Origin of the sequence: Maribacter halichondriae (assembly GCF_027474825.1) — a bacterium.
Taxonomy (GTDB): Bacteria; Bacteroidota; Bacteroidia; order Flavobacteriales; family Flavobacteriaceae; genus Meishania; species Meishania halichondriae.
In genome coordinates this window covers 415,407-428,707 of record NZ_CP107030.1, presented here as the reverse complement: position 1 = coordinate 428,707, position 13,301 = coordinate 415,407, and the positions used below count along the sequence as shown (strand labels likewise).

At 40.1% G+C, this 13,301-nt stretch carries 14 protein-coding genes and 1 pseudogene; 12 read left to right on the top strand and 3 right to left on the bottom strand.

The window, feature by feature from the left end:
• Window positions 1-24: 24 nt before the first annotated feature.
• A complete protein-coding gene (gene cmk / locus N8A86_RS01975; protein ID WP_273567543.1) occupies window positions 25-732 on the top strand; it encodes a (d)CMP kinase in 708 nt (235 codons plus the stop codon).
• 30 nt (window positions 733-762) lie between these two features.
• Here cmk and N8A86_RS01970 read toward each other — a convergent pair whose 3' ends face one another.
• Entirely contained in the window at window positions 763-1,143 is a 381-nt protein-coding gene (locus N8A86_RS01970; RefSeq protein ID WP_273567542.1) for a LysM peptidoglycan-binding domain-containing protein, read from the bottom strand.
• Between the two features lie 262 nt (window positions 1,144-1,405).
• On the opposite strand from N8A86_RS01970, the gene rpsA reads away from it, so the two are divergent.
• The 10 genes from rpsA (at window position 1,406) to ppk1 (ending at window position 10,196) form a co-directional block, all read left to right on the top strand.
• Window positions 1,406-3,379, top strand: coding sequence for a 30S ribosomal protein S1 (rpsA, locus tag N8A86_RS01965; protein ID WP_273567541.1), 1,974 nt, complete (start codon window positions 1,406-1,408; stop codon window positions 3,377-3,379).
• Complete coding sequence (locus N8A86_RS21940; protein WP_430682176.1) at window positions 3,363-3,506, top strand: D-arabinono-1,4-lactone oxidase; 144 nt, start codon at window positions 3,363-3,365, stop codon at window positions 3,504-3,506. The genes rpsA and N8A86_RS21940 overlap by 17 nt, the downstream gene beginning before the upstream one ends.
• Before the next feature lie 90 nt (window positions 3,507-3,596).
• Window positions 3,597-4,136, top strand: a complete 540-nt coding sequence (gene pyrR, locus N8A86_RS01960) for a bifunctional pyr operon transcriptional regulator/uracil phosphoribosyltransferase PyrR (protein WP_273567540.1) — start codon at window positions 3,597-3,599, stop codon at window positions 4,134-4,136.
• A gap of 3 nt (window positions 4,137-4,139) precedes the next feature.
• Entirely contained in the window at window positions 4,140-5,066 is a 927-nt protein-coding gene (locus N8A86_RS01955) for an aspartate carbamoyltransferase catalytic subunit (RefSeq protein ID WP_273567539.1), read from the top strand.
• A gap of 146 nt (window positions 5,067-5,212) precedes the next feature.
• Window positions 5,213-5,404, top strand: coding sequence for a hypothetical protein (locus N8A86_RS21335; protein WP_337251719.1), 192 nt, complete (start codon window positions 5,213-5,215; stop codon window positions 5,402-5,404).
• Entirely contained in the window at window positions 5,401-5,871 is a 471-nt protein-coding gene (locus N8A86_RS01945) for a DUF3291 domain-containing protein (protein ID WP_273567538.1), read from the top strand. Before N8A86_RS21335 ends, N8A86_RS01945 begins: the two co-directional genes overlap by 4 nt.
• Window positions 5,872-5,881: 10 nt before the next feature.
• Window positions 5,882-6,787 carry a ribonuclease Z gene (locus tag N8A86_RS01940; protein ID WP_273567537.1) on the top strand — a complete coding sequence of 302 codons (906 nt, stop codon included), beginning with the start codon at window positions 5,882-5,884 and terminating at the stop codon, window positions 6,785-6,787.
• A 69-nt stretch (window positions 6,788-6,856) separates the two neighbouring features.
• Window positions 6,857-7,504: a pyridoxamine 5'-phosphate oxidase gene (gene pdxH / locus N8A86_RS01935; RefSeq protein ID WP_273567536.1), complete on the top strand. Its 648-nt coding sequence runs from the start codon at window positions 6,857-6,859 to the stop codon at window positions 7,502-7,504.
• 221 nt (window positions 7,505-7,725) lie between these two features.
• A complete protein-coding gene (locus N8A86_RS01930) occupies window positions 7,726-8,109 on the top strand; it encodes a SixA phosphatase family protein (protein ID WP_337251718.1) in 384 nt (127 codons plus the stop codon).
• Window positions 8,106-10,196, top strand: coding sequence for a polyphosphate kinase 1 (gene ppk1, locus N8A86_RS01925; protein WP_273567535.1), 2,091 nt, complete (start codon window positions 8,106-8,108; stop codon window positions 10,194-10,196). The genes N8A86_RS01930 and ppk1 overlap by 4 nt, the downstream gene beginning before the upstream one ends.
• Before the next feature lie 74 nt (window positions 10,197-10,270).
• Here ppk1 and N8A86_RS01920 read toward each other — a convergent pair whose 3' ends face one another.
• On the bottom strand, window positions 10,271-10,852 hold the full coding sequence (locus N8A86_RS01920) for a MiaE family protein (RefSeq protein WP_273567534.1): 582 nt from the start codon (window positions 10,850-10,852) through the stop codon (window positions 10,271-10,273).
• A 64-nt stretch (window positions 10,853-10,916) separates the two neighbouring features.
• Between N8A86_RS01920 and N8A86_RS01915 the strand changes: the two genes are divergently transcribed.
• Window positions 10,917-11,279, top strand: coding sequence for a transmembrane 220 family protein (locus N8A86_RS01915; RefSeq protein ID WP_273567533.1), 363 nt, complete (start codon window positions 10,917-10,919; stop codon window positions 11,277-11,279).
• Here N8A86_RS01915 and N8A86_RS01910 read toward each other — a convergent pair.
• Window positions 11,268-13,179, bottom strand: a pseudogene (locus N8A86_RS01910) (DNA polymerase III subunit gamma/tau). The gene N8A86_RS01915 and the pseudogene N8A86_RS01910 overlap by 12 nt on opposite strands.
• Between the last annotated feature and the right edge of the window lie 122 nt (window positions 13,180-13,301).

The following is a 13,301-nucleotide window of genomic DNA, read 5'->3' as shown; positions in this document are numbered from 1 at the left end:
TTTATTTCTGAGTATTTTTAACTCATGGAAAAAATCACCATAGCCATAGACGGTTATTCGTCAACAGGTAAAAGTACGATTGCCAAACAATTGGCAAAAGCACTGGGCTATATCTATGTCGACACGGGGGCGATGTATAGGGCCGTTACCTTATTTGCCATGCGTAATGGATTCGTAGGTGATGAAAGAGAGAATATTCATGCCTTGGTAAAATTATTACCTAAAATAGTTTTAAGGTTTGAATACAATGAAACATTAGGATATTCCGAAATGCTCTTGAACGGTGAAAATGTCGAAAATGAAATACGTACTTTAAAAGTTTCCGAAAATGTAAGTCGCGTTGCTGAAATTGAGGAGGTGCGCCATATGCTGGTTGATATGCAAAAAGATATGGGTGCCGAAAAAGGTATCGTAATGGATGGTCGCGATATTGGTACGGTTGTTTTCCCCGATGCCGAGCTGAAAATTTTCATGACGGCTTCACCGGAAAAAAGGGCATACCGGCGATATAAGGAGTTGCTTGATAAAGGTGAAAAAGTCTCCTACGAAAACGTATTGAAGAATGTTCAAAATCGGGATCGTATCGATTCCACGCGAGAATTTTCCCCGTTGAGAAAGGCAGAAGATGCCATAGAATTTGATAACAGCGACATGGGACTTAAAGAACAATTCGAACGCATGTACAATTATGCACTTCGCATCATTAACAATAAAAAAACGGGCGTTATTTAACGCCCGTTTTTTAATATTAAATAACTCTGCTTACGGATTTGGAATAACCAAGACCTGATCAGGATGAATCACATCAGGATTCTTCAAAATATTGGTGTTAGCAGAAAAAATCTGCTTGTACTTCATGGCATCACCATAGTAGTGTTTTGCAATCTTACTTAACGATTCACCACTTTTTACAACATGTCTGTGATATACTGAATCATCGGCAACGGTAATATTTGCTTTAAGATCGGAAGGGCTCTGACCACCCACTTCCTTTATTTTATCCCATAAAAGATTTTTTTCATATTGTGTATTGGCCACACCTTTTATTTTCAAAACCCCACCTTCTTCGGTTACATTGCCATCTTTGATGCCCAATTGCTCACCAAGGTTCAAAACGGGTTGATACTTTGCTTTGACACTCATAATAATTAAAATTTAAACGGTTAATATTTCAGTGCGTAAGATAGTGATATTTGCAATATTTTAGGGCAAATTCCGTGAAATACTCCTTCTCAAATTAAAACCGTTGTTTCAACGGTTTGTAAAACCATTTATTAATCGTATTTTTGCACTCCTTTTTTGCAAATAATCAAGAGGAAAAAGGACGACAAAAAATAGTGCTAATAGCTTCCGGGAATTTTGCACAACTCTTGTAATATCACGGAATACAAATTAACATCAGCAAATGGCTGAAGAAAAAACAACTGCAGAGGTAGTAGAGACTGCCGAAGTGCAACAAGAAACAAAAGAAGTAAAGACGGAAACTCCGGCTCAAGACCCAAAAGAATTTTTGGAAAATTTCGATTGGGACAAGTACGAGCAAGGTATCGAGAAGGTGGATGATTCCAAGTTAAAGGAATTTGAAACCCTGGTAGCCAAAAACTTTGTGGACACGGCCGATGAAGAGGTCGTTACAGGTACCGTGGTATATCTTACCGATAGGGAGGCTATCATCGATATCAACGCAAAATCGGAAGGTGTAATATCGTTGAACGAGTTTCGATACAACCCTGATTTAAAGGTGGGTGACAAGGTCGAGGTTCTTATCGATATTCGAGAAGATAAAAGTGGTCAGTTGGTACTTTCGCACAGAAAGGCAAGAACCATTATGGCTTGGGATCGCGTAAATGCGGCCCATGACAAAGAAGAAGTGGTGAGCGGTTTTGTAAAATGCAGAACCAAGGGAGGTATGATTGTCGATGTATTCGGAATCGAGGCTTTCTTGCCAGGTTCTCAAATCGATGTGAAGCCTATTCGCGATTACGACCAGTATGTCAATAAAACCATGGAATTCAAGGTGGTCAAGATCAACCATGAATTCAAAAACGTTGTTGTATCTCACAAAGCGCTTATCGAAGCTGATATCGAAGAGCAGAAAAAAGAGATTATCAGCCAATTGGAGAAAGGTCAAGTATTGGAAGGTGTTGTGAAGAACATCACTTCATACGGAGTCTTTATCGATTTGGGCGGCGTAGATGGTTTGGTACACATTACGGATTTGTCATGGAGCAGGATCAACCATCCGAACGAGGTTGTAGAACTTGACCAAAAATTGAACGTTGTAATTCTCGATTTCGACGAGAACAAATCAAGGATTCAATTAGGTCTTAAACAATTGGAGAAACATCCATGGGATGCGTTGAGCGATGAAATCAAAATAGGAGACAAAGTTAAAGGTAGGGTAGTCGTAATTGCCGATTATGGTGCATTTATCGAAGTTGTTGAGGGTGTTGAAGGTTTGATTCACGTTTCCGAAATGTCTTGGTCGACACATTTACGATCTGCACAAGATTTTGTAAAAGTAGGCGACGAGGTAGAGGCAGTAGTATTGACCTTAGATCGTGAAGACCGTAAAATGTCTTTGGGTATCAAGCAATTGACTCCGGATCCATGGACTGATATTACAACGAAATATCCAGTAGGTTCAAGACATAAGGGTATTGTACGAAATTTTACCAATTTCGGTGTTTTTGTTGAATTGGAGGAAGGAATTGACGGATTGATTTATATCTCCGATTTATCTTGGACCAAGAAAATAAAGCATCCATCGGAGTTTACCGCCGTGGGCGAAACCTTGGAAGTTGAGGTACTTGAATTGGATGTCGAAGGTCGTAAGCTAAGCTTGGGCCATAAGCAGACTACTGACAACCCTTGGGACAAGTATGAGAATGAGTTTGCCGTAGATACCATTCACAAAGCAGCTATCACCGAAATAGTTGATAAAGGTGCTACTATTGATTTCAACGATGACATTACCGCATTCGTGCCGCAACGTCATTTGGAGAAGGAAGATGGTAAAAAATTGGGTAAAGGCGAAGAAGCTGAATTCAAGATTATCGAATTCAACAAAGACTTCAAAAGAGTCGTTGCCAGCCATACGGCAATTTTTAGAGAAGAAGAAAGACGTAATGTAAAGGCAGCTGTCAAACGACAAGCGGCAAGTGCAGATGAGGCTAAGCCAACTTTGGGCGATGCCAACGAAGCATTACAAGCGTTGAAAGATAAAATGGAAGCTGGTTCTAAAAAAGAAGCAGTAGGTTTCTTGTCATCTTATCTCAAAAGCCCTGATAAACATCAGGGCTTTTTTTATTGTATTATTCGGAAATCGAAGGTGTTCTTGAGCCCTTTGGCGCCCGCCTGCATTGGGAAAAATTTTTAAGATTTCACCTTCCACATTGCATTCGAGATATGAAAAGCTTCCCGAATTCATGCGGTTGATAAAGCACTATGACCCCGAAGGAAAATTCAGAAACAGTTATTTAGATTTGAATATATACAGATCCTAAAGTATTCTATTATATTCAATTGGAATTGATTCCCCATACTTTAATAGGAAATCCCTATTTTTGTACTTCAAAAGTGTTGATGGCCCGGATATGAGTCAAAAAGTTTTGCTTTCCTCAAAAGAAATAAACATCATCCTCCATCGTTTGGCTTGCCAACTTCTTGAAAATCATCTTGACTTTTCAAATACAGTGCTCATTGGCCTTCAGCCCAGGGGGATATTCGTGGCCGATAGGTTGACCAAAATTTTAAAGGAAGAATACGGCGTAAAAAAAATACAGGTAGGTTTTCTCGATATTACATTCTACCGAGATGATTTTAGGCGTGGTGACAAGACCTTGGAAGCCACCCAGACCAAAATCGATTTTCTGGTCGAGGATAAGCGTGTGGTACTGATCGATGATGTTCTTTATACAGGTCGGAGTATACGAGCCGCCTTGACCGCCATTCAATCATTTGGAAGACCCAGCGAAATAGAACTGTTGACACTGATCGATAGGCGATTTAGTAGACATTTACCCATACAACCTAATTATAGGGGCCGGCAGGTCGACGCCATAAACGACGAAAAAGTCAAGGTCATGTGGAAGGAAAATGATGGGGAAGACGTTATTTATTTGATAAACAACTGATAAATGAGTGAACTGAGTGTAAAACACTTATTGGGAATTAAATATCTGAATAAAAAAGATATTCAACTCATTTTTGAAACTGCCGATCATTTCAAGGAAGTCATCAATCGTTCGATAAAGAAAGTTCCTTCGTTACGTGACATCACCATTGCCAATATCTTTTTCGAAAACAGTACACGTACCAAGCTTTCTTTTGAATTGGCCGAAAAAAGATTGTCTGCCGATGTTCTCAATTTTTCCGCCTCACAATCCTCGGTCAAAAAGGGTGAGACCCTTATCGATACGGTAAACAATATACTTTCGATGAAAGTCGACATGGTGGTCATGCGTCACCCAAACCCAGGTGCCGGTATTTTTTTGTCGAAACACGTCAACGCATCTATTGTAAATGCTGGTGATGGGGCCCATGAGCACCCGACCCAGGCACTTTTAGATTCGTATTCCATTCGTGAAAAATTACATGATGTAGCCGGTAAAAATGTGGTAATTGTAGGTGATATTTTGCATTCAAGAGTGGCGTTGTCGAATATTTTCGCCCTGAAACTTCAAGGCGCGAACGTTAAAGTATGCGGGCCAAAAACCTTGTTGCCCAAACACATCGAATCGTTGGGTGTCGAAGTCGAGACCGATTTGAGAAAGGCTTTGAACTGGTGTGATGTCGCCAATATGCTTCGAATACAGAATGAACGGTTGGACATCAATTACTTTCCGACGACAAGGGAATATACCCAGCAATTCGGAGTAAATAAAGCACTCTTGGACAGTCTTGACAAAGAAATCGTTATTATGCACCCAGGTCCTATAAACCGTGGAGTCGAGATAACAAGTGACGTGGCCGATTCCAAACAATCCATTATATTGAATCAAGTAGAAAATGGCGTGGCTATTCGAATGGCCGTCATTTATTTATTGGCCTCTAAAATTAAATAGTTTGATATGATTTTTGATTCCAACAACGGTACGACCATCGTTTTTCAAGAAAATATTTCGCTTCAAAAGTTCTTGGATAATTTAAAGGGGGGTACCCAAAAATTAAAAATGACAGTATTATTATCAATCTTTTTTCTTTTACCAAATTGACTTCCAACGATGTTCTGGAATTTTTGGAACTTTCCAATGCACATCGAAGTACGAAGAAATCCTTTGTTATCGTTACCGATAAAGTTTCGTACGACGAAGTTCCTGATGAGATCAGCGTGGTGCCGACCATTCAAGAGGCACGAGACATTATCGAGATGGAGGAGATAGAACGCGATTTGGACCTATGAGCTACTATTTTGCCCAAATCAATATCGCTCGAATGCTTACCCCTATAGATGATCCGATTATGGCCGATTTTGTGAATAATCTTGATAGGATCAATACACTGGCGGAGCGCAGCCCAGGTTTTGTTTGGCGGTTAAAGGACGAAAACGACAACGCGGCTTCCATAAACGTTTTCAACGATAATTTCATGATTATAAATATGTCTGTATGGAAGGATAAAAAATCTCTTTTTGACTTCACCTATTCATTGGATCATGTTGAAATTTTCAAAAGAAGAAAAGAATGGTTCGAGAAAATGACCGATATGCATATGGCACTTTGGTATGTTCGGAATGGATATGATCCCACACCGCAAGATGCAAAAGCGCGATTAAATTATCTGAACCAATATGGTGAAACCCCTTATGCTTTTTCCTTCAAAAGTGAGTTTTCTCCGGAAGAGGCACTGAACTATAAACGACAAACCTAGAAACAGAAGTATGAAACTCCATATTCTAGGTTGCTACGCCGCTACGCCGCGAACGTCGACCAACCCTACTTCGCAGGTTCTGGAAATCAGAAATCATGTATTTTTAATCGATTGTGGCGAAGGTACACAAGTTCAGTTGCGCAAAAATAAGATCAAGTTTTCACGGATCAATCATATTTTTATTTCGCATCTGCACGGGGACCATTTTTTCGGACTTCCGGGCTTGGTCTCTACCTTTCGACTGCTGGGAAGGGAAAAACCACTACATATACACGGCCCAAAAGGTATTAAGGAAGCCATAACCTTACTCTTACAGCTAGGAAATTCTTGGACGGATTATCCTTTGCTTTTTCACGAACTCACTTCGACCGCACCTGAATTGATTTTTGAGGATGCAAAAGTTGAGGTTTCCACTATCCCCTTGAACCATCGTATTTATACGAATGGCTTTCTTTTTCGTGAAAAGCCAGCGCAGCGTAAATTAAATATTCAGGCGGTCGCCGAGTTCAAAATCGACAAGGCTTATTTTCGAAATATAAAAAACGGAAAGAATGTGACTCTTGATGACGGCAAGGTGATTGAAAACAGTCAGCTGACCTTTGAACCGCCTAAACCAAAAAGTTATGCGTATTGTAGTGATACGGGTTACGAACCGACGATTGTGAAATATGTCGAAGGTGTCGATATGTTGTACCACGAATCGACTTTTCTTGAGTCTGAAGCATATCTCGCTACGAAAACAAAACATAGTACCGCAAAAGAAGCGGCACTAATCGCAAAATCGGCAAAAGTCGGCCTACTTATTTTAGGGCATTATTCTACCAGATATAAATCCATAGCATTATTTAAGGATGAGGCGGAAACGGTTTTTGAAAATGTCGAATTGGCCGACGACGGAAAAATCTTCGAGATTTAAATAGCAAGGCACTTCACATTCTCCCATCTTTTCCTGAACTTTACTTTTCTGAACTTTAGAATAGGTATCATGCAAAAAGATTTGGGTAATTTCCGAAAATCCTACGAAAAAAGTGCCCTTACCGAAGATTCGGTTTCCGAAAACCCTATGGAGCTTTTTCAAAAATGGTTTTATGAGGTTGAGGCTTCGGAAAGTATCGATGAGCCTAACGCGATGACCGTTTCGACCTTAGGTTTGGATGGATATCCCAAAAGTAGGGTGGTGCTATTGAAAAAATATACGTATGAAGGGTTCATTTTCTATTCCAATTATACAAGTGAAAAGGGTCGGGCAATTACAAAAAATCCGCAGGTGTGCCTTTCTTTCTTTTGGCCCACCATGGAAAGACAGATAATAATCAAAGGAACGGCCGAAAAAATTGCTGAAAACCTTTCCGATGGGTATTTTGAATCACGTCCTGATGGGAGCAAATTGGGTGCCATAGTTTCTGACCAAAGCAGGGTAATTTCATCAAGAGATGTTCTAGAGGAAAAACTCGCGGAACTTGAAAAATACTATGAAGGCAAAGAAATTGAAAGGCCAAAATATTGGGGCGGTTATATCGTAAAGCCCGTTTCCATTGAATTTTGGCAGGGTCGGTCAAATCGTCTACACGATAGACTAAGGTATACCTTACAAGATGATTTCGATTGGAAGATGGAACGGCTTGCGCCCTAAAAAGGTTCAAAATCTCAGGTTTAAAGTTCAAGAGTTCGAATTTCGATTTTAGTATTTATGGACTTGAATCTTGGATCATCCTATCAATGAATCCTCGGTACACTAAATTTATGTTACATGAAAACACTAATTCTGGTACGTCACGCAAAATCGTCTTGGGAATATTCGGTAAGCGATAAAGATAGACCGTTGTCGGAAAGGGGCATCAATGACTCCTTTTGGTGAGTTCGGTCTTCAATGGCCACAATGTGAAAATAGATGCGATATTTTCAAGTCCAGCCAATAGGGCTCTGCATACGTGTATGGTTTTTTTGAGACAATTACAGTTTCCTTTTGATAAATTTCAGGTCTCCGATGGGCTTTATGATTTTTCAGGAGATGACGTGCTACACTTTGCCAAAGCATTGGATGATCATTTAGAAACCGTGATGGTTTTTGGACACAATCATGCTTTTACGCATCTTGCCAATTCATTGGGAAATACCTATATTGAAAACGTTCCGACCAGTGGTGTCGTGCATTTGGAGTTTGATGTTTCCGATTGGAAATCCATATCAAAAGGAACAACGAAACAAATGATATTCCCAAAACAATTGAGAGGATGATAAAAACCAAAAATCAATATGTAAATCGCGAAATCAGTTGGCTATGGTTCAATGAACGGGTATTGCAAGAAAGTGCCGATAAGAATGTGCCCCTAATAGAGCGACTTCGATTTTTGGGAATCTTCTCCAACAATCTTGATGAATTTTTCAAGGTTCGTTATGCAACGGTCAAGCGAATCGTTGAAGTCGGAAAGACAGGAAAAAGCGTTCTAGGAGGTGAGGTGGCCAAAGACCTACTTGAGCAGATTACCAAAATCTGTATACAGCAACAAACGAAAAGCCTTGGCATACTCAAGAACATAGAGGACGAACTAGAGACCAAGAACATCTTTATCTTACGAGAAACCGAACTTTCAGATAGTCAGGCCCATTTTGTTAAACAGTATTTCGTTGAAAAGGTCAGTCCACAGCTGATGACCATCATCCTAAACGATTTAACAAAATTTCCTACTTTGAAAGATACAGCGGCCTATTTAGCTGTTAGAATGGTCATTTTGGGCAATGGTAACTCAAGAATAAGAGAGAAGCGGTATGCGTTGATCGAAATTCCCAAAGGAATTGATCGCTTTGTCGAGTTGCCTAAAGAAGGTGATAAGAGCTATATCATCATGTTGGACGACCTTATCCGTTATTGTCTTCGTAGCATTTTCACCATGTTCGAGTACGAGTCGATCTCTGCACACATGATAAAGATTACCCGCGATGCAGAGCTTGATATCGACAACGACCTGAGCAAAAGTTTCATCGAGAAAATTTCGTCCAGTGTCGAGCATCGCAAGATCAGTGACCCTGTACGTTTTGTCTACGATAAAAACATTGGTAAGGATACCCTGAAATTCCTGAAGGATAAAATGAATATTGAGGATACCGATAGTGTAATACCCGGTGGCCGATATCATAATAGACGCGATTATATGGGCTTTCCGAGTCTGGGCAGACAAGATTTGCTCTACGACAAAATAGTGCCTTTGCCGGTAAAAGGACTTAGTCTAGAAGGAAGTCTTTTTGAGCATATCGCCAAACGTGACTTTTTGCAGTACACCCCTTACCATACATTTTCATATCTGATAAAATTTTTACGGGAAGCGGCACTTGATCCAAAAGTGAGGAGTATTAAGATCACGGTATATCGATTGGCGAACAATTCGCAAGTGGCCGCCTCTTTGATAAATGCTGTAAAGAACGGAAAACAGGTAACCGTACAAATAGAACTTCAGGCGAGATTCGATGAACGCGCCAATATTGAATATGCCGAACAATTACAGGCCGAAGGAGTTAAATTGAAGTTTGGGGTGCCAGGCCTTAAAGTACATTGTAAGATATGTGTAATCGAGCGGGAAGAAGGCGATGTGCTTAAGCGTTACGGTTTTATAAGTACAGGAAACTTTAATGAATCTACGGCGCGCATTTATACGGACTATACTTTGTTCACCGCCCATGAACCTATATTAAAGGAACTGAACAAAGTATTTGATTTTTTTGAGACCACCTTCAAGATAAACAAATACAAACATTTGATAGTTTCTCCACACTATACGGTCAAGGCATTCAAAAAGTTGATCGATCAGGAAATCGAAAACGCCAAAGCGTGCAAAGAGGCCTATATCAAAATTAAAATGAACAGCTTTACGTCGTACAAGATGGTCGACAAACTCTACGAAGCGAGTAGGGCAGGCGTCAAGATTCAGCTTATTGTGCGTGGTATTTGCTGTTTGGTACCTGGCGTAGAAGGAATGAGCGAAAACATCGAGGCCATAAGTATCGTAGATAAATTTTTGGAGCACCCAAGAGTATTTATTTTCGGGAATAACGGAGATTCAAAAGTCTACATATCGTCGGCTGATTGGATGACCCGAAATCTTGACTATCGCGTCGAGGTCGGATGCCCCGTCTATGACCCGATGATAAAACAAGAATTGATAGATACGTTTGAAATTTCTTGGAACGATAATATGAAGGCTCGGATTTTTTCGGAAAAGCAAGATAATGCCTATCGAAAAAATAATGGAAAACCCAAATTACGCTCTCAATTTGCCATGTATGACTACTACTTGGATAAATTGAACCATAAGGAAATCGATTCCTAAAACTTAAGGCATCGCTGATTTCTTCTAAAAAGACCGAAAAAAAGCTTGATAGATTAAATTTGTACTGAAGAAAATTATCCGTGAATGGTTTCTTTTTTGCCTAGATTTTGCATGATTTTGCCTTCGTACTCAAGCAATTCTTTCCACTTTTTATCGACCTCTTCTCGATTGCCGTACTTTCGTGCAAAAGATAAGAACATCGTATAGTGCGTCGCCTCGCTGACCATGAGTTTATGGTAGAATTCGGCAAGTTCTTTATCAGCTAATTGTTCCGATAACAGTCGAAATCGTTCACAACTTCGAGCTTCGATCAAAGCGGCATATAGTAATCGATGAACCAATTGAGTGACACGGCTACCGCCTTTTGGAAAGAATTTAATAAGCTCTAAAACATATTCGTCTTTTCGGTCACGACCCAATGTTTTTCCTCGGTCGACAATACGATCGTGCACCATCTTAAAATGACCCATTTCTTCGCTAGACAAGGCGATCATCTCTTCCACCAAATTTGTGTATTCCGGAAAACTGACAATGAGGGAAATCGCCGTACTTGCCGCCTTTTGTTCGCAGTATGCATGATCTGTCAAGATCTCATCGATATTTTTCTCAACAATATTGACCCATCGAGGGTCTGTCGGTAATTTCAGGCCTAACATATTTTTATTGTTTAGATTTGTAAAAATAGCGTGAAATTACTCGCAATCAAAATTGGGCAATACTATGGGTCTGTTCTTTAAATTATTTGGATGGTTATTCGGAATACTTTGTTTGACTTCCGCTGTGCTTCAATACAACGATCCCGATCCGATGGTCTGGATATTGATTTATCTAGTTGCCGCAATAGTCTCTTTCGTATTCGCTTTGAATAAAGTGCGTGCCATCGTACCTTTTCTATTCGGACTTATGGCTATATTGGGATGTTGGTATGTCTTTCCTGAAAAATTTCAAGGTTTCGATCTCGAAGGTGGTGATATCAATAATATAGAGGAAGGTAGAGAGGCCATAGGCCTTTTAATTATTGCCTTGGTCATGTTCGTCTATGCGTACTGGATTCATTTTTCGCACAAAAACTCAAAGGTCTAAATCGAATTCTTTTCTTAAAATATCGATGGCAGGGTTCTTTTCCCGTAGCTTTTGATACTTTTCTTCAGGAGTGAAAGCGAACTTTTTGGCGGTTTCTTCGTTAACGGTGATTCTCAGTTCTATTAAATGATTGTTGAGCTTTTGCCGTAAATGTTCCATGAGGTCGAACTGCTCGCGTTCAATTTCCTTTTTCATGGTGCTATTCGGCATCTCTATCCAAATCACGGAATCGTCTTGTAATTTAGGAACATCGGTATGTAGATTGGAGGCCAAGATTTTACGCCCGTCTTCATCCAATTTTTTTACAAAATCGGCCCAGTGTTTTTGCATTTCTTCCTCAGTGAAAGATTCCCTCGGTAGTTTTGCCGGGTCAACACTTTTATCTTTTTTATTTAGTTCATGTGTTTTTTTTGCCTTTAAACTTGATATGGAAAGCCCGGAGATCCTTTTTTCGGCTAACCGAACGGCCATACCCTTATCGACATCACTTTTGATTTTCACATCGATTTTTGGCAGAGCTATTTTTGAAATAGGTTCTGCCACGGAAATAGGTTCGACTACCTCAATTTCATTTTCGATTTCGTTAGCAACTTCGTTGATCTCTAGATTTATGGACTGGCCGGACTGCTGATTACTGACCGAAGCATTTTCAATTGAAGTTTCGTCAGTTGAAGTCCCATCCGAATGAATTGTTTGTGGATTTACTTTTTCGGTTATAACCTGCTCTGAACTTCCATCTTTTGAGGTTGGTCTTGGAGATTTGTTATTCTTATAAAAAGACGCCGGAGCAATAAACTCAACTTCGGAGTCCGCTAAAGCAATTGATTCAGGATTTTTTTTCGCCATCAAAATCTATAGAGGCGAGTTTCATCAGGGTAAGTTCAACCAACAATCTTTGGTTTTTGCTCGTTTTGTATTTGAGATCGCAGTCATTTGCGATGTCCAAGGCTTTTAACAGTAACGAACTAGTAGTATTTTTTGCTTGTTCCGTATATTTCTTTTTAGCATTGTCCCCAACTTCGAGCAATTCGATCGTACTCGTATGCTGACAAACCATTAAATCCCTAAAATGGGATGCCAGGCCAATAATAAAATGATGACCGTCGAAACCTAGTGCCAATGTTTTATTCAACAATAATAGCAATCCGGGAATATCATGTTTCAGAATGAGATCCGTGGCCTCAAAATAGGTATCGTAATCGAGTACGTTCAAATTTTCGGTAACCGTCTTTCGTGTCAATTTTTTTCCTGAAAAACTCACGACCCTATCAAAAATGGATAATGCGTCTCGCATGGCACCATCTGCTTTTTGGGCAATGATGTGCAAGGCATCCGCTTCTGCCTCGATTCCTTGGTTTTCTGCGATGTATTTCAAGTATTCTGCGGCATCTTTGACGGTAATCCTTTTGAAATCGAAGATTTGGCACCGCGAAAGTATCGTCGGGATTATTTTATGCTTCTCCGTGGTCGCCAAAATGAATATGGCGTGCTTGGGCGGTTCTTCCAAGGTTTTTAAAAAGGCATTAAAGGCCGATTGCGAGAGCATATGAACCTCGTCTATAATATATACCTTGTATTTGCCGACTTGCGGCGGAATACGAACTTGGTCTATCAGGTTTCGGATGTCGTCGACCGAATTGTTCGAAGCGGCATCTAGTTCAAAAATATTGAAGGCAAAATCTTCATCTTCACGTTCCGTGCCATCCGAATTTATTTGTTTGGCCAAAATCCTGGCGCAAGTGGTCTTGCCAACACCGCGTGGTCCGGTAAACAATAGTGCCTGAGCCAAATGATCGTGCTCTATGGCATTGGTCAACGTATTGGTAATGGAGGATTGCCCCACGACATCTTTGAATGTCTGGGGGCGATACTTTCTTGCCGATACGATAAAGGGTTCCAATGGCTAAGCGTTTAACTATGTTTCCGGTCTTTGTACAAATATAAAAATTGCGGACTATAAATGTTGGTCAGAATCGTTAAGTTACCTCTATTTATTAACAGGTGCCAAAAGCTCTCAAGAAA